A 16,537-nucleotide genomic window follows, 5' to 3' on the forward strand; every position below is an offset into this window, starting at 1 on the left:
TCCAACTCCGACTCAATGACTCATTTCGGCACTTATTTCGGCAAATGGGTGGCATAGGGGGCCAGGCGGCTGACCAACCCGGGCTCCCACTGCGACAACCCAAGGCGATCTGCCTCTTGCCACAAGTGTTGATATTGCTGGCGCGCAAGCGCCTCCATGCCTTCCTGCTCCAACAACTCCGCCTGCACCAGCAAGGCATGGAAGCGGGCTCTTGGCTCTTTCATCTGTGCCATCCGCTCATCAAGCAGGGCGAGCGCGGCGGCAATCCCCTGCTCCCCATGACGCAAGGCGACCTCCTCGGCCAGCTCGGCCTGTCCGCTGCTGCCCCCACTGCTCTTGGCAGGCTGCAACCAGCGGCTGCACTCGGGGGAGAGAAACGGGGAACCATCGCTGAAGGTGAGATCCCGCAGCGCTGGCAGGCGCTGCAAAAACGCATCCAGCTCCGCCATGATCGCCTGCGCCACCGCGCCATATCCCAGCTTCTGGGCCACCTCGGCCGAGAGCCTGTGCCCCTCGAACCAGTAAGGGGCCAGCGTCAGGCTCTGCTCGATGCGCTGCCAGAGCGCCAGATCTGGCGTGCCCATAGCTGCGCGATACTCGTCCACCATGTCAACCGACATGGGCGCAAGCTGGGTCTTGTTGCCCTGCGCAGTCATGGGAGGTGTCGTGATGCCGGCCCAGATGGCGTGACGACGCAATCGATAACCGATCGCCGCCTCCGGCTGGCGCTCAATCAGCAGCTCCGCCACCTTGAGCTGGGTCTGTCGCCATGCCCGATCGTTGGAGCTGTCAATCTCGACCCCGGAGCCCTTGCTGCTGCCACTGAGCACCATGGTGCCTGCCATGCCGCTCGCACTGGCGGTGGCTGCCACAGCGCTGCTTGCTAGTTGACCTCCGGCATCTGCCTGGGCCTGGGCAACCTGTTGTCGCTGGGCCCGCTTCAACCCCATCACCAGAGGATCCAGCAGTTCCCCCTTGTCAGGGCACAGGGCCAGCCAGACGGCCTCCAGCTGTTCTGCCTGCGCCAGCAACTGCGCCAGTTCCGCCGCCGAGGCGCTCTCGCTCACCCTCGGCAGGGCCCCCTCGAAGCGCTTGATGATCTGCACCATCAATCGCTGCTTCTGGGTCGCATTCCCGGGCCAGGCCAACAGCCAGTAAGCCTTGATCCAGGCTTCCAGCAAGCTCAGCGCTGCGCCCATCGGGGTCGCCTTGGCGGGATGCTGCAGGCAGCGCAACAGCTGGGCCAGCACCCGCATATCCTTGGTGCGGCTCTCCAGCAACCCCAGACAGGCTTCGGCGACCGCATTGAGATCGACCTGGCTGTGGGCTAGGGAGCCCAACTTGACCAGCTCGGTCTCCACATAGTCCCAGCGAGGCTCATCGGCCAGCACGGCCCCTTTGATCTGTGCATCCGGCAAGCTGGTGAGCAGACGGCTACACCAGGGGTGTTGATAGCTCATCTTCCCCCCTACCAGCGACACTGTTGGCGCACCGGTATCAGCGCCTCTTTCAGGCCGCTGAGATCGACCCGCAGCAAGGTGCCGTTGGCCGCCTGAACCTGCAATTCACGATGACCGATCCAGCGCTTGAGCTCCTCGATGGCGGGCAAGCCGCGGCCATATTCGAGCAGCCATCCCTGATCCCGGATAAACCAGCTCTGACTGCTGCGAGTTGCTTGTCCATCCAGCGCGACCGCGACACTCTCCCCGCGCCACGGCGCATCCAGCCGCAAGCGAATATGGGTGATGCTGTTGACACAACCAATCGCTAGGGTGGCACCGCGCAGGGCCGGACGGGTCAATACCGCCGTGCCGCTCTCCTCATCCTGTCGCAACAGGAAGGGTGAGCTATCCGGCACACGGGCCAACTCCTGCTCCGCTATCGCCAGCCAGGCCGGAGACTTGGTGCTCTCCTTGCTACCTGATGGCGTCGCCTCATTACCAAGGGCGTCATAGCAGGCGAGCCGGATCAGAGGGGATGGCTCGCGACGACACGCTTGCCACGCCGCCATATCGAGGGGAGGCACCGCATTGCCGGTCGCCAGCAGCAGGGGCAACAAACCCATGATGCTCATCAGTTCACCTCCAGTTTCTGGCACTTGTGATCCAGGGTGCGCTTGGGAATATTGAGGCTCTCGGCCACCAGCATGCGATTGCCCTGAAAGTAGCGCAGGCGCGCTTCAATCACCGATGCCTCGTACTGCTGCATGGCACGGCGCAGATCGCGGATATGGTTGTAATCGTCCAGCGCATCGGGCAGCTCGGCACAGACCCGATCCCGCAGCTCCGGCGGCAAGGCGCCAAGCCCCACCTCTTCACCATGACGGGTGTGGGCACAGGCCACCTCCAGCAGATTGCGCAGTTCGCGCACGTTGCCGGGGAAATCGTAACTTTGCAGTTGCTTGAGGAACTTGCGCTGCAAGCCAGCCAGTCCCTTATCATCCTGCGCGGCAAACTGGGCCATGAAGTGCTGGCAGAGCAGGGGCACATCCTCGATATGCTCGCGCAAGGGGGCGATCAGCAGCAGACACTGGCAGAGACGGTGGTAGAGGTCAGCACGGAACCGCCCCTCCTCCACATGGCGGGTCAGCGGCTGATGGGTGGCAGCGATGAGGCGAAAATCGGAGTGATACTCCTGCTCTGCCCCAAGCGGCCGGTAGCTGCGGGTCTCCAGCACCCGTAGCAGCTTGGCCTGCATTGCAGCGGGCATATCGCCCACTTCGTCGAGAAACAGGGTGCCACCATTGGCCTGCGCCACCAGCCCGGTCTTGTTGGAGAGGGCGCCGGAGAAGGCCCCCTTCTGATAACCGAACAGCTCGCTCTCGATGAGATTCTCGGGAATGGCGGCGCAGTTGATGGCGACGAACGGCTTGGCAGCGCGCTCGGAGCACTGATGCACCAAGCGGGCGACCACCTCCTTGCCACTGCCGGTCTCCCCCTGAATAAGCACGGTCAGCTTGTGCTGGCCTGCCTGGGCGATCTGCTCGCGCAAGCCGCGGATCACCGCCGACTGGCCAACCAGCTGATCCCCCAGCAACTTCTCGTGCTGGCGCTGGCGCTCCCCCTCCCCCTTTATCTGACGCAGGGAGTCTCGCAGCACGTTCTGATCCCGGCGGCTACGCCCCAGATCGCGGATCAGGGTGAGCTGGTTGCAAAAGACCTGTGCCAGACTGGCCAGCTCGGGGCGAGCCGCCCACTCCTGCAACACATCGCCACTGTCCATCATCGCCAGCACGGCAAACGGCTTGCCGTTGCCATCATTGAGCGGAAAGGCGTGCAGGCCGCACTGCTGGCCAAGGTTGGCCAGCAGTGCGCGAAAACCGGCGTGCTCAATGCGGGCACCGCCATGGAGGGAATCCCAGGTGCGGGATTGCGCCTTGTGCAGTACATAGGCGAGTGGATGAGAGAAATCATCCACCGCCAGCGCCAGCGCAACCTCCTGCCCCTTGACCCACCCTTTGCACTCCAGCTGGCGGCCGCTCACGTCCAGCATGCCAAGCAGCAGTCCTTTGGGCTGGAAGCTGGCATGGAGGGTCGAGCTCCACCAGTGGCAGAGATGTTGTTCATCCCGTTGCGAGGTGAGCGCGAGGGCGAATGCGAGGGCTTGCTCCATGGTCAGCCCTCCACCTCGGCCACAAACTGGTGATCGGCCACCGAGAAGCGCACCCGGTTGATGGGCTCACCGGCCGAGAGGCGCTGCAACAGTTGCAGGGAAACCGGCGGCAACAGGGCCCCATCAATGACGGACTCCAGCATCCGCGCGCCATTCTCGCTGCGGTTCGCCCGCAGCAGGATCTCCTCGGCCACCTCGCTCTCCAGCACCACCTCGGCACCGAAACGCTCCTTGAGCAGCTTGACCAGCCGGTTGAGTTTGCCACCGACGATCTGCACCAGGGTGTCGTGACCGAGCGGCAGGTAGGGGATCACCTCCATCCGCGCCAGCAGGGCCGGTTTGAAGAAGGCAGCCAGCTCCGGATAGAGTGCATCCAGCAGGTCATCAGGCTGCTCGGCATGATCGACGATAGTCTGGAAACCAAGGTTGGAGGTGAGGAAGAAGACCACGTTCTTGCAGTCGATGATCCGCCCTTCCCCATCCGCTAGCTCGCCCTTGTCGAATGCCTGATAGAAGAGGTTGAGCACGTCAGGATGGGCTTTTTCCACCTCATCCAGCAGCACCACCGAGTAGGGCTTCTGCCGAATGGCTTCGGTCAGCACGCCACCCTCACCAAAGCCGACATAGCCGGGAGGCGAGCCGATAAGACGGGAAACGGTGTGCTTCTCCTGATACTCGGACATGTTGATGGTGGTGAGATACTGGCGACCACCAAACATCAGTTCAGCAATCTGCAATACGGTTTCGGTCTTGCCGACCCCGCTTGGCCCCACCAGCAGGAAGGCGCCCAGCGGACGGCCTGGACGACGCAAATCGGCGCGGGCGGTCAGCAGGTGCTTGTGCAGATGGGCCACCGCCACATCCTGCCCCTTGATGAGCTCGCCAAGATACTCCGGCAGACGGGTCACCACATCGAGCTCCCCTTGGGAGATGCGATTAAGCGGCACCCCTGTCCACTCGGCGATCACCGCTGCAATCTGAGTCTTGTCGACATGGGCAGAGACCAGTACCTCACCCTGTTGCAGCTCGGCCAGCTCGCGCTCGAGACCTGCCAGCTGCTCGGCAGCCGCTTGCGGATCGAGCGGCGCATCGGCGAGATCCAGCGCTTCTCTGGCTAGCATTTCATCCTGCTGATCGGCCAGCAGGGCGGCACGCAGCTCGACAATCCTATGCACCAATCCCTGCTGTTGCTGCCACTGGGCTTCCTGCTCACGCAGGGTGTCACGGCAGGTCTGCTGGGCCGCTTTCAGTTCTATGAGTCGCTCATCGTTGTCACCCAGACCGATCAGAGTCTGGCGCTCCAGCTGACGGATCTCCAGCTCACGCTGGCGCAGTTCGTTTTGCAAATGGCTGACGGCGCGCGGTGGCGTGGTGAGGTTGATGGCCACCCGGGCACAGGCGGTATCGAGTACGTCGATCGCCTTGTCCGGCAGTTGGCGACCGGAGATGTAACGGGCGGAGAGCTGGGCGGCGGCTTGCAGCGCTTCCTCATCGATCAGCACCCCGTGGGCCTTTTCGTAGATGCTGCGCAGGCCACGCAGGATCACCGTAGCCTCATCGGCATTGGGCTCACCCACTTTCACCAGCTGGAAACGGCGCGACAGGGCGGCATCTTTTTCCACGTACTTCTTGTACTCACCCCAGGTGGTAGCGGCGATGGTGCGCAGCTCGCCACGAGCCAGCGCGGGTTTGATGAGGTTGGAGACATCCAGCCCCCCCGCCTGATTGCCCGCCCCGATCAGGGTGTGGGCCTCATCGATAAAGAGGATGACAGGTCGCACGGCGTCCTTGACCTCCTGCATCACCCCCTTGAAACGCTTCTCGAACTCCCCCTTGACCGAGGCTCCGGCCTGCATGGCGCCAAGATCCAGGGTCATCAGCTCCACATCGCGCAATTTTTCCGGCACCTGGCCCGCGACGATGCGCAGCGCCAACCCTTCGATCAGCGCGCTTTTACCGACACCCGCCTCCCCCACCACGATGGGGTTGTTTTTGCGGCGACGGGAGAGGATGTCGATCATCAGATCGATCTCGTGATCCCGGCAGAGCACCGGATCCAGGGTTCCCTGACGGGCCTGTTCGGTCACGTTGACAGTGAAGCGGGCCAGCAGGCTGGCATCAGCGGGCAGCGCAGCCTGAGTAGAAGTACCGTTGGCAGAAACGGTCACTTGTGTCTCGGCAGATTCCTTGACCCACTCGTCGAACTGTTGGCGCAGCAGCTCGCGATTGATGTTGGCAAGCAAACGGGTCACCGAGCCCGGCAGGTAACGCTGGGGAGTCATCAGCAGCACCAGCAGCATGACGCCGCTGCGCAGTTGGCCATGTTGCAGCTCGGCAGAGGCGAGCAGCCAGCTGTCTTGCAGCCACTCCACCAATAGCGGCGAGAAGGAGGGATAACCCTGACCATAACCGTTATCGGCCGCCGAGGGTTGCAGCAGGCTCTTTAACTCTTCAACCTCAACTTCAGCCCGTTTGAGGATCTGACGCACATCGCTGAGGGGGGTCTCCAGCATCTTCAGCAGCAGGTGCTCGATGCGGATCTCGGCACCCTGATGATTGACACAGAGGGCCGCGGCCTCCTCCAGCATGTGACGGCAGATGGGGTTGAGTCTTTCCACCAGTACCGGTAGCTCTATACGAATCAAGGCGTGCTCTCCTTAAGTATTTATTTTAATAATTCGCCCAGTTGACGCAGTACGTCCTGGGTCTGGTTATTGAGTTGGTGGTGATAGAGGCCAAAGATGATGGCCAGGATCAACGCGCCGCCCATAAACAGGGTGCGCAGGGAGACTTGTTTGCGCAGCTGGTAGCGAGATGCCTGCTGACCGAGGTCGAGATGAAACACGCTGGGTGCCTCACCGCCACGTTCGAGGGACAACTGCTTGTGCAGTTGCTTGACGATCCGTTCAAACTCGTCACGGCCCTGGCTCATCACCTTGTAGCGCCCCTCAAAACCGAGGCAGAGGCAGAGATAGATGAACTCCAGGATGTCGCGATAGCGCACCGGATCTTCCTGCAGACGCGACAACAGCACGAATACCTTCTCGCCCCCCCAGGTCTCGTTGTGAAACCGGGCCAGCAGTGAGTGTTGGGACCATTCGCTCTGGCTGCCCCAGTCGCGCCCCATCACCGCCTCATCGATGAAAGTACAGAGGATGTAGCGAAACGAGAGGACGACGCCGTTCTCGTAACCCTGCGCCATCAACTCCTGCTCGATGGCCTGGATCTCGGTCACCACCCGCTGATAAAGCTCGGGCACCCGGTCGTAGCGCGACAACAGACGCACCCGCTGCACCAGCCCCAATAGCGGGGTCACCGCATCGATCATCGGGTTGATGCTCTGGCCACGCAGGCGGAACCAGTAGTCCGAATCCATGTCCAGCTGCTCGGCGTGATCGAACAGCAGGTCGCTCAGTTGCTCGTTGTTGATAATGTCCGTGGTCATCTCTGCTTGTTTCCTTGATGCGATCACTGGCTACGGATGGCCCAGAGCTGCATGTCGAGCTCGGGGAAATCGCCGGCGATGTGGAAGGCGAGCGTGTTGCTGACCGCCAGCATCAGCCAGGCAGGGCTCTGACGGTCGAGCTGGAAGTAGCTGTAACCGGCGTGATAGGGCAACTGGCGCGGCGCCACCGGCAGCGGCAACAGCGGGATACCTGGCAGCTGCAGGCTGATGAGTTCGCGGATCTTGTCGCTCGACGCCACCTTGGTCTGCTGCAGCAACTGTTTGCGCAACTGCTCCTGCGGCATGCGGGCACGCACTGCCAGCACGAAGTCGGCGCTTTGCATCAACTCGCTCTCGTTGACCATGGCCACCATGACGCCGTACTGGTGCTTGCGCAGCTGGATGGAGACGGCACGTGGCGACAGCACGGTACTGAGCGCCTGACGCAGGGCCAACATCACCGGCTCGAAGCTCACCTGCTGATCGTCATGACGATAGGCGGGGAACTCGGGGGGCAGACGGGACTCGTCGGTAAAGGTCATCAACTCGCCACAAAGCTGCACCAGCGCCTCGTGCAACCGCTCGGGGTGCAGGGTGCCAAGACGCGCCAGATGGGAGAGCTGTGGCTGAGCCCGATTGAGCAGTTGCAGCATCATGAACTCGGCCACATCGGCCACCCCCTGCTGTCCCGGCGCAGCGATGCGCTGGGAGAGGCTGCGAGCCCGCTCGGCCACGAGACCAGCCGATTCGCCGAGGAAGCGCTTGAGGGTCGGAATGGCAGAGACACTGATACTGCAAGGCATGAAGTTGGGATCCAGCACCAGACCGCCATCCGGGCGCTTGTCCAGAATGCGAGCAATGGCGAGGGACGCGTAGGCGCTGCGGTCTTCCCGCTCCAGCATCAGGCGCAGGCTGACCCGACCCACTTCGAGGGAAACCACGTCCCCCCCTTCGCTGTGCAAATCCCGCACATCGTGGCGATGGGCCTGCAAGCGGGTGGCGACCTGACCGCCCTGATTGACCTCGTTGACCCCGCTCACCGAGAGCGGCAGCGCCAGATAGACCTTCTGGTTGGCCACCGAGGCATCGGTGATCTCCAGCGGGGTCGGCAGCACATCATCGTTCGGGATGTTGAAGACGGTGCCGTCCGGCAGGATACCGGTGGCCCCCACCAAGGCGATGCGGCCAAAGCCGAGGTAATCCTCGTTGATGGCAAGCGACTGCAACCCGTAGAAATAGTCGGACAGCGCGCTCAAACGCGCGTGCAGCGCGTAATCTGAATGTCTCTGTTGTTGCTGGAAGTGCTGGGGCTTGATAAAGAGCCCTTCACGCCAGATAACCCGATTTCGACTCGACATGATTATTCTTCTTCTTTTTGTAGTTCCACTTCATCCAGGCGCAGGTGCACCAGGATTTGATAGGCCGTTCCCTTGCTCTTGACCTTGATGACCTTGCGCCACTCGGCGCTGTCAGGATCGGCGTAGCGTGCAATCACGCCGATGTAACGGGTCTTCTCGTCAAGCTTGACGGGAGGCAGGTATTTGAACTGGCCGGGCAGCAGGGTGTAGTCCTGATGATCCAGGTAGTTCTTGCCAAGGGCCTTCTCTACATCCGCCGTCACCTGGTCATAGTCAGTAGCGAGCAGCTTGGAATCTTCAGCCAGCAGCACCACCTGAAACTCGATGGGTGCCGCCTCCCCGCTCTCGTTGGGATTGACATCAGGCTCTGCCAACAGGCTGAGCCCCAGGGTGGAGGGCTGGTCATCGTTGCTCCCCACCTGAATATCCGGGTTCATGGCCACATCGGCCATCTTGCCCATGGTGGTACAACCGGCCAGGGCCAGCAGACAGGCCCCAAACCACAGTGCACGTATCATCAAATCAGTCCCTGTTGCTGACGCACGGCCTGGTCATACGCCTGGGCGTAGACCTGATGGAACAGCTTGTCGAACCCCTGCTGACGGGCAGAGGTGAGCTCACGGTAGTAGTGCTGGTACATGTTCCAGGCCCAGCCTTCATCGGCCACACCCGGGGTACCGGTACGACGGTAGTGCTCGAAACGGCCGAGCAACGCCTCGGGCGAGAAGGCTTGCAGGATGCTGTCGAGCGCAGCGCCAATAGCCTGCTGGTTCGCCACGTGGTGAATGCGTACATTGCGCAGACTCTCGGCCACCGCAGCAGGCGCGGTCAGGTGCACCGGGCTCTTCTGCTCGGCAAACATCACCGCCAGGGTCTCGTCATAATCGAGACCAAGGCGCAGCGGGTTGTCCTCGATGGGGCGCAGGTGCTTGTCTGCCAGCGCAGCCTGATCGCTTTGCAGTTGCAGCAACCCCTCCACCATGGCACGCACTGTCTTGCCCATCTCTTCGAGCATATCGTGGGCCTGCTGGGTGTCTTGCAGCTGCAACGGCTGGCCAAGACCACGCATCAGCGGAGTCAGGGCGACGTGATCAACGCCCTCCAGTGGCTGGAAGTCGGGGTGGTTCTCGATGGTGGGCATATCCAGAAATTCTTGGTTCATGGTGTTCTCGACGGCTGAAAATGGAGCGAGGGATACGGTGTCCATATCCGGTTGAAACTGCGGTTGAGCCTGCAGGCGAGCATCCACCAACGGACTCGGGGCAGCACGCTCCTGCTGCAATGCCAGCAGGGGGTCGACCGCCAGGGCCTGTGGATCATCCTGGGTCTGGGTGTGGTGAGGATCGCTGGCCAGCCACTCATCAAGCTGCTCGGTCGGACGGTTGCCCAGCACCTGCTGCAAACTCTGCTCGGGAGAGATGGCACCGAGATAGGCTCTCAGGCGAAAAGGGCCGACAATCAGCTCGTCACCCTGCTCGAGGTTGACCTTGCGAGCCCGCCCGATGGGCGAGGTAGCACCATTGATGTAGGTCTGGCCGCTGAGATCGCACAGGCAGAAACGACCATCATTGAGCTCGACGCGGGCATGGGCTGGCATCACCGCCCCCAACCTGTCTCGCAGTTGCCAGTCATCCTGTTCGGAGGAGCCCAATGTTCCCCCCATCTCGTCGAAGCGATATTGCACCTGCTGGCTGCCGTCGAGCTGCTCGCTGTTGAGCACCACCAGAGATAGTTGCTGGTTAAAGTCGTCCACATTCACTCCTGCACGTATTCCTACACTGAATTTCTGTGCTTATTCCTGTACACAGATCGTCACGAACGGATCACTCGGCGGTTGGCCGAGAAAGGTACTCCACCCCAGACGGGCACTCTGCTCCTCCCCCAATCTCAGCCCCTTGGCCTGCTCCTGGCCGAAGCCAAGCCGCAGATCCCAAGCCAGCTGATCACGCAAGATGAAGGAGACAAAGGTCACCAGGGCGTGGAAATGCTCCCCGTTCGGGAGAAATCCGAGAAACTGGCTAAAACTCAGATCATTGATTTTCAATAAAAACTTGCCGGCACAATCATTAACCTTGTCACCGATGACGAAGTCATGCCCCAAAGTGGCGCAAGCACCGCCCAAGCGGTTTTGCTGCTCCGGATGGATCGGCACCTTGCGCCACTGCCAGGCACTCACTTCCACATCCGCCAGATCGAAGCAGTGGGCCACCAGACCGGCGACCACCTCGGGAGAGCGGCTGGGGCTGGCCAGCATGCCCGCATAGGAGAGCATCTTGGCGCGGTTGACCGGCAAACTCTGACAGACGGCATCGTTGCCAAGCCCCACCAACGCAAACATCAGACGGGAGAACCCATCCTCACCGTCATCCTGAAAACGGACGTGGTAGCGATACTTACGCCAGATCCGGTGCAGCAGGGTCAACAGGCGGTGGTGGAAGAAATCCAGGAAAAGGCCGAGCTTTTGTTCACCCTGGGCGTACTCCCACGCCAGCGAGTCGAGGTAATACCCCGGCATCGGCGACTGACTACCGTGCAGACCCAGAAAGGCCACTTCCAGTTCGTGACGCCCTTTCTCGTCACGACCAATTTGCAGCACGTCGCTGGTGGGAAACCCCAGTGATGCAGTCGCCTTGAAACGAATATTTTCGTCACTCGGCAGGTGGTCGAGACCACGCTCCTGATCGGCACCGTCCAGCCGGTTGAGCAGCTCAACCAGCTGGAAGAAATTGAAACGGGGCGCCTCGTTGGCGGCGCTCACATCAGGGAGTGCTGACCGATCTGGACTGGCCACTGATAGCGCTCCTTGTTATCGAGATTGACCACCTCAAGCAGGTGGAAAGCGTTGACGCTGGCATAGAGCGAGAAGAAGTGGGCCAGCACGGTGCTGAAGAGATAGAGCTCCCCTTCGCTGCCAAAGGCGGACTGGCGGATGGAGAGCACCGACTTGAGCCCCCGCACCGGCATGCCGCGCACCAGCCTGTCCACCGGCTTGGTCTCGATCTCCTCGATCCCCGCCAGCCGCTTGCGCGACGCCTGCTCTGCCTGCTTGTCGTGCAAAGCGGGAAAGTCATAGGTACGCAGCACCTGCACCAGGGCATCCCGGCGCAGCAGAGAGACATAGTTGAGCGACAGGTTGGAAATCAGGGTCCAATGCAGGCTGCCATCCAGTGCCGGACGCAGCGGCCGGGTCGGCCGGATCAGGTTGCGGAAAGTGGCAAACGACGGTGAACTGCCGGTCGGCACACAGATACTACCCACCTTGAGGCGGGCAGCGCGGGAGCGGTTGGTGCAGGTGAGCGTCACCGAGATGGATTCATCCAGATCGACCGTAGTGGTTTCATCCCCCCGCACAAACGACAGACTGTGTTCGAAGCCATCACCGCTCACCGACTCCCTGACCCGCACCCGGTAATAGAGCGCCAGCCGCTGTTTGGCCCGCTCAATCTGATGCTGAAAACTTTCAAACGGCTGATAGATGCGTGGCGTACCGCGGGAGCGGCCCATATTGCCCTCAACCCAGCCTTCAACCTGATCCACCGAGAAAATTTCGAAACTGTCGGCATAGCGATAGCTCGCCTTGAGCGGGTATTCCGCCTGACGGCCGTTGAGATTGACCGGCTCGCTGTCGTGCTGGAACAGGTTGATAGCCGGCACGCAGTTGAGCATGAAAGAGTCGGGACGGATCTTGAGTTCCGCTGGCAAGGGCCGGTCGAAACAGAAATGGATTTTGAATTCACTCACCGGCAGCGGCTGTTTGGGCCACTCACCACCGGAGAGTTCGAAGAAGAGAAAGCTCTCCGGAAAGCAGAAATACTCCTGCAGGATCCGGTAGCCGGAATAGACATTATTCGGATAGGGCAGCAGCGCATCGTCGCGCTCGAAGCCGACCGATTTGAGTGCCTTGGCCTCCTGACGAAAGCGCTTGCCGTCGATCTCCAGCTCGATATGGGAGAGCTGGTTGGAGAGCCAGAAGTAGAGCTCATACGCGGTGTAGCTGTCGCCACCGAGGAAAAAGCGCAGCTTATCCAGCTGCAATTCGCTGAGCGGCAGGGGTGCATGCAGCGCAATATCGAGCGAGATAGTAGAGAGATCATTGCCACTTTGCGCCGTTATCTGGCGCATTTCGGCCGGATAGACCCAGGCATCGTGACAGGTCTGAAAATGGCAGGTCACGTCGTCGATTGGCAAACTGTCCAGCTGGCAACCCTGCCTGACCAGTGCCGGTTGGGCAATGGCACCCGGAATGACCGAAAACTGCATGATGGTCATGCTGGGGACGGGTCGCAGATAGTTGGGCCAGAGCATATTGAGCAGACCGTGAGTCAGCTCGGGGAACTCGTCCTCGATTTTGGCGCGCAGGTTGCCCGTAAGAAACGCAAAGCCTTCCAGCAAGCGTTCCACATCCGGGTCGGTATTCTGCTCCGACAAAAAACGGGTGAGTTCGGGATAGCTATCGGCAAATTCGCGCCCTTGCAGGCGCAAAAAAGCCAACTCATCCCTGAAGTAATGTTCCAGCGACATTGATCAGACCATGCGGTAGTGACGGTGACTGTCCATATGGACGTTGAACGAGGTAACTTGCTCGATATGCTCCAGCCGCACATGGGCCGTCACCTGAAACGACATCTCAAGCGGACTTGCCTGATAGTCGGGTGAACGGACATCCACATGGATGATCCGAGGTTCATAACGACGGATGCATTGCCGGATCGCCTCCCGGATCCGCCCCTTGATATCCGCACTACCCTGAGTGGCGTCATTGAGATCAATAACCCCCAAATCGGGTGCACTGCGACAATTGCCGGGACGGGTGTTGAGGATCTGGTCGAGCTGACGTTTGACAGAGTCGACCAATTCATCAACTTCCGAACGAGGGGAGGAGCCAAGCCCCTCCCCTCGGATACGATCAAACAGGCTGGCCGCATTTCCTCTATCCCAGGAAGAGAGATGCGGCATCGGGCCTTACTCCTTGTCCAGTCGACCTACCAGAGAGAGCTCGAAGCTCGCCCCCATGTACTTGAAGTGCGGGCGCACGGCCATGGCAACCTGGTACCAGCCCGGCTCCCCTTCCACATCCAGCACCTTGATCTGGGCGGCGCGCAGCGGACGACGGCTACGGACGTCTGCCGGCGGGTTCTCTTGGTCGGCAACGTACTGCTTGATCCAGCCGTTCAGTTCACGCTCCAGATCCTGACGCTCCTTCCAGGAGCCGATCTGCTCGCGCTGCAGCACTTTGATGTAGTGCGCCAGACGGTTGATGATGAACATATACGGCAGCTGGGTACCCAGCTTGTAGTTGGTCTCTGCTTCCTTGCCTTCCTTGGTGTTGGGGAACACCTTGGGTTTTTGCACCGAGTTGGCAGAGAAGAACGCCGCGTTGTCGCTGTCCTTGCGCATGGTCAGGGTGATGAAACCCTCTTCAGAGAGCTCATATTCGCGACGGTCGGTGATGAGCACTTCGGTCGGGATCTTCGCTTGCAGCTGACCCATGGCCTCATAGACGTGCACCGGCAGATCGTGAATGGCGCCACCACTTTGCGGGCCAATAATGTTCGGGCACCAGCGGTACTTGGCGAAGCTGTCGGTCAGGGAAGTCCCCATCAGATAGGCTGTGTTGCCCCACAGGTAGTGATCGTGATCCGAGCTGATATCTTCCTGATAATTGAAACCCTTGATGGGGTTTTCAGTCGGGTCATAAGGCAGACGGGCCAGGAAACGTGGTGCAGTCAACCCCAGATAACGGGCATCTTCCGATTCGCGCAGAGAGCGCCATTTGGTGTAGGCCGGTCCTTCGAACACCGATTTCAGATCCTTGATGGAGGGCAGATCGGTGAAGCTGTCAACGCCGAAGAAGGCGGGGGCGACAGAGGAGATGAAGGGGGCGTGGGCCATGGCACCGACAGCACTGACATACTGCATCAGCTTGATGTCAGGCGAGCTATGGGTAAAGGCGTAGTCGCCAATCACGGCACCGATCGGCTGGCCGCCGAACTGGCCGTAGCCGGTTGAATAGACATGCTTGTAGAGACCGGACTGGGTGATCTCCGGGGAAAACTCGAAATCTTCCAGCAGCTCTTCCTTGGTAGCGTGCAGCACCTGGATCTTGATGTTTTCACGAAAATCGGTGCGATCTACCAACAGCTTGAGGGAGCGCCAGGAGGATTCCATCTCTTGCAGCTCTTTGGCATGCAGGATGACGTCCATCTGCTTGCTCAGCTTCTTGTCGAGCTCGACAATCATGCTGTCAACCAATGCCTTGTTGACCGGCTCGCTGGTGGTACCGCTGTCCAGAATGTTGGCGATAAGCGCAGCCACACCCTGCTTGGCAACACTGTACCCCTCATCAACCGGTGTGATGCGAGCCTGCGCCATGATTTCGTCCAGCAAAGAGGACGAGGAGGCTACACCCGCCCCCGCTTGAACCTGTTCTTCGACCAAAGACATGTTTGTTCCTTTCTCGTCAGTCAATACAACCCGCCGATCACTCGGCAGGCTTGATCAAATCCAGCTCTTTGAGCAGTTGCTCACGAGCCTCATCACTGGACAGCAGATCCTGCAAACGATTGCGGAAAGAAGGGATATTGCCCAATGGCCCCTTCAGGGCAACCAACGCCTCACGCAGTTCAAGCAGCTTACGCAGCTCAGGGACCTGTTGGGCAACACTGTCAGGAGTGAAGTCTTCCAGAGACTGGATTTTGATCGAAACCGGCATCTCGTCTTGGCTGTTCTCTTCCAGACGATTGGGAACAGAGAAGTTCAGTTCCAGTGCAGATTCTTTCATGACGGAAGAAAAGTTGTTTTTGTCGATGGAAACGGTTTGGCGCTCCTCGATCGGCGTTTCTTCGGTACGGCCCTTCATATTACCGACCACCATCATAGTCAGCGGAAGTTCAATTTCCGCCTGTTGACCACCGGTTGCCGGTACATATTTGATATTGATACGTTCTTTGGGCGCAACTGTGGCGCCGTCTATTCCTTTTCCCATGCTCTAAATACCAAGTTAAGGGTCACCCCTCAGAGATCCCCTCATTTTTAGAGACTCAAATAATTCCAAGTGTGCGGGTATATAAGCGGTGTTGCTTCAGGTAGTAGATAAATTTATCCATCAACAAGACCGCATTGGCTTCTTTCATTTTAGGTAGCAACTGGTAATAGATGACCCCTTGCCGAAAGAACGAATAGGTTCGGCTCTTGCTGGTATTGACCTTGATCGTTCTCTCTAGACCGACACTGTCTCCAGCCTTACCCAGCAGCGTCAGCAAGACGATGGCCAGGGCACTGAATAAAAACAGTCGGTCGCGCCGGACCGGATTACTGATGTGCACATCTCCCATACCCATGCCGAATTTGTAATCTTTGATATCACGAAAACTGGTCTCGATACCCCAGCGCTGGCCGTATAGTTGCAACGCCTTGGCGGCGCTCAGGTCGGTCCGGTTACTGGCCAGAAACCACGCGTCTTTCATGCCACTCTTATGACAACAATAGACCCGTTCGACAGGCTGTCGCTGCCCAGTTAGCTCCACCGCTTTGAGGGTTCGGGTGCGCCCGGTCGGCGTTAGCCAGTGCCGAGCTGGAACCTGCTCTACACCAGGGTAACCAACCAAAACATTTCCTTTAAATCTAATGAGATAAGCAAAGCCTAGCTCTTGCTCCAGGCGTTCGAACAGCTCCATGTAACCAAAGCCGCGGTCAGCTACTACCGTCACGAAGATACCCTCTGGCAACGTCTGCTTGAGCTTGGTGAGCAGCTCTTTCTCATGGGCATTGCGTTGCCCTTTGAGCAACGATTTCCGATGGGTTTTCCACAGCAGCGGAGTACTGCGACCGTGGTTGGTTTGCAGGCTGATAACCAAGGTACTGTGATCATCGGCATCGAATTCGGTCCAGTCCATGGAGACTACGATCTCGGTACGTTCACCGACCACATAGGGCACCCAATCGTCAAAGAGGCTCCAGACATTGAGCTTGGTGTTAGTGAGCAGGCGATCCACCTGTTTAACCGCATGTTTACGTTCGAGACCGTTGGCCAAGGAGAGGCCACTACCGATGGCGTGGATGGCCAGTGAACCTGACTCGATAACCCCGAGGGTAGCATTGGCGAGGGAAAGAACACGCTTAG

At 59.7% G+C, this 16,537-nt stretch carries 14 protein-coding genes; all 14 read right to left on the reverse strand.

All coding sequences use genetic code 11. The features are described from left to right. Window positions 1-32 precede the first annotated feature (32 nt). Window positions 33-1,460: a type VI secretion system protein TssA gene (tssA, locus tag AB5Z09_RS17425; protein WP_368195835.1), complete on the reverse strand. Its 1,428-nt coding sequence runs from the start codon at window positions 1,458-1,460 to the stop codon at window positions 33-35. A gap of 8 nt (window positions 1,461-1,468) precedes the next feature. Continuing rightward, window positions 1,469-2,074, reverse strand: coding sequence for a type VI secretion system-associated protein VasI (gene vasI / locus AB5Z09_RS17430; RefSeq protein ID WP_368195836.1), 606 nt, complete (start codon window positions 2,072-2,074; stop codon window positions 1,469-1,471). Next, on the reverse strand, window positions 2,074-3,612 hold the full coding sequence (locus AB5Z09_RS17435) for a sigma-54-dependent Fis family transcriptional regulator (protein WP_019444941.1): 1,539 nt from the start codon (window positions 3,610-3,612) through the stop codon (window positions 2,074-2,076). Before AB5Z09_RS17435 ends, vasI begins: the two co-directional genes overlap by 1 nt. Window positions 3,613-3,614: 2 nt before the next feature. Then, entirely contained in the window at window positions 3,615-6,257 is a 2,643-nt protein-coding gene (gene tssH / locus AB5Z09_RS17440) for a type VI secretion system ATPase TssH (protein ID WP_368195837.1), read from the reverse strand. Between the two features lie 20 nt (window positions 6,258-6,277). After that, window positions 6,278-7,057, reverse strand: a complete 780-nt coding sequence (gene icmH, locus AB5Z09_RS17445) for a type IVB secretion system protein IcmH/DotU (RefSeq protein WP_019444943.1) — start codon at window positions 7,055-7,057, stop codon at window positions 6,278-6,280. 23 nt (window positions 7,058-7,080) lie between these two features. Continuing rightward, a complete protein-coding gene (gene tssK, locus AB5Z09_RS17450; protein WP_368195838.1) occupies window positions 7,081-8,415 on the reverse strand; it encodes a type VI secretion system baseplate subunit TssK in 1,335 nt (444 codons plus the stop codon). A gap of 2 nt (window positions 8,416-8,417) precedes the next feature. Then, window positions 8,418-8,933: a type VI secretion system lipoprotein TssJ gene (tssJ, locus tag AB5Z09_RS17455; RefSeq protein ID WP_019444945.1), complete on the reverse strand. Its 516-nt coding sequence runs from the start codon at window positions 8,931-8,933 to the stop codon at window positions 8,418-8,420. After that, a complete protein-coding gene (gene tagH / locus AB5Z09_RS17460; protein ID WP_042053053.1) occupies window positions 8,933-10,168 on the reverse strand; it encodes a type VI secretion system-associated FHA domain protein TagH in 1,236 nt (411 codons plus the stop codon). The genes tssJ and tagH overlap by 1 nt, the downstream gene beginning before the upstream one ends. Before the next feature lie 39 nt (window positions 10,169-10,207). After that, window positions 10,208-11,206, reverse strand: a complete 999-nt coding sequence (gene tssG / locus AB5Z09_RS17465; protein ID WP_042053054.1) for a type VI secretion system baseplate subunit TssG — start codon at window positions 11,204-11,206, stop codon at window positions 10,208-10,210. After that, window positions 11,170-12,936 (reverse strand): type VI secretion system baseplate subunit TssF, encoded by a 1,767-nt coding sequence (gene tssF / locus AB5Z09_RS17470; RefSeq protein ID WP_019444948.1) that lies wholly within the window; start codon window positions 12,934-12,936, stop codon window positions 11,170-11,172. Before tssF ends, tssG begins: the two co-directional genes overlap by 37 nt. Before the next feature lie 3 nt (window positions 12,937-12,939). Further along, entirely contained in the window at window positions 12,940-13,371 is a 432-nt protein-coding gene (tssE, locus tag AB5Z09_RS17475) for a type VI secretion system baseplate subunit TssE (protein ID WP_005299981.1), read from the reverse strand. Between the two features lie 6 nt (window positions 13,372-13,377). Next, entirely contained in the window at window positions 13,378-14,859 is a 1,482-nt protein-coding gene (gene tssC, locus AB5Z09_RS17480) for a type VI secretion system contractile sheath large subunit (protein WP_043826175.1), read from the reverse strand. 37 nt (window positions 14,860-14,896) lie between these two features. Beyond that, complete coding sequence (gene tssB, locus AB5Z09_RS17485; RefSeq protein ID WP_021230530.1) at window positions 14,897-15,400, reverse strand: type VI secretion system contractile sheath small subunit; 504 nt, start codon at window positions 15,398-15,400, stop codon at window positions 14,897-14,899. A 55-nt stretch (window positions 15,401-15,455) separates the two neighbouring features. Continuing rightward, window positions 15,456-16,537: IS4-like element ISAs18 family transposase (locus AB5Z09_RS17490; RefSeq protein ID WP_368195402.1), on the reverse strand; the 1,082-nt coding region annotated here is incomplete at its 5' end.

Origin of the sequence: Aeromonas sp. R2-2 (assembly GCF_040908355.1) — a bacterium.
GTDB classification, from domain to species: Bacteria; Pseudomonadota; Gammaproteobacteria; order Enterobacterales; family Aeromonadaceae; genus Aeromonas; species Aeromonas veronii.

Coding starts and splice junctions, on each gene's coding strand:
- tssA (WP_368195835.1), bottom strand. CDS start 1,460: ATGAGCTATCAACACCCCTGGTGTAGCCGTCTGCTCACCAGCTTGCCG.
- vasI (WP_368195836.1), bottom strand. CDS start 2,074: ATGAGCATCATGGGTTTGTTGCCCCTGCTGCTGGCGACCGGCAATGCG.
- AB5Z09_RS17435 (WP_019444941.1), bottom strand. CDS start 3,612: ATGGAGCAAGCCCTCGCATTCGCCCTCGCGCTCACCTCGCAACGGGAT.
- icmH (WP_019444943.1), bottom strand. CDS start 7,057: ATGACCACGGACATTATCAACAACGAGCAACTGAGCGACCTGCTGTTC.
- tssK (WP_368195838.1), bottom strand. CDS start 8,415: ATGTCGAGTCGAAATCGGGTTATCTGGCGTGAAGGGCTCTTTATCAAG.
- tssJ (WP_019444945.1), bottom strand. CDS start 8,933: ATGATACGTGCACTGTGGTTTGGGGCCTGTCTGCTGGCCCTGGCCGGT.
- tssF (WP_019444948.1), bottom strand. CDS start 12,936: ATGTCGCTGGAACATTACTTCAGGGATGAGTTGGCTTTTTTGCGCCTG.
- tssE (WP_005299981.1), bottom strand. CDS start 13,371: ATGCCGCATCTCTCTTCCTGGGATAGAGGAAATGCGGCCAGCCTGTTT.
- tssC (WP_043826175.1), bottom strand. CDS start 14,859: ATGTCTTTGGTCGAAGAACAGGTTCAAGCGGGGGCGGGTGTAGCCTCC.
- tssB (WP_021230530.1), bottom strand. CDS start 15,400: ATGGGAAAAGGAATAGACGGCGCCACAGTTGCGCCCAAAGAACGTATC.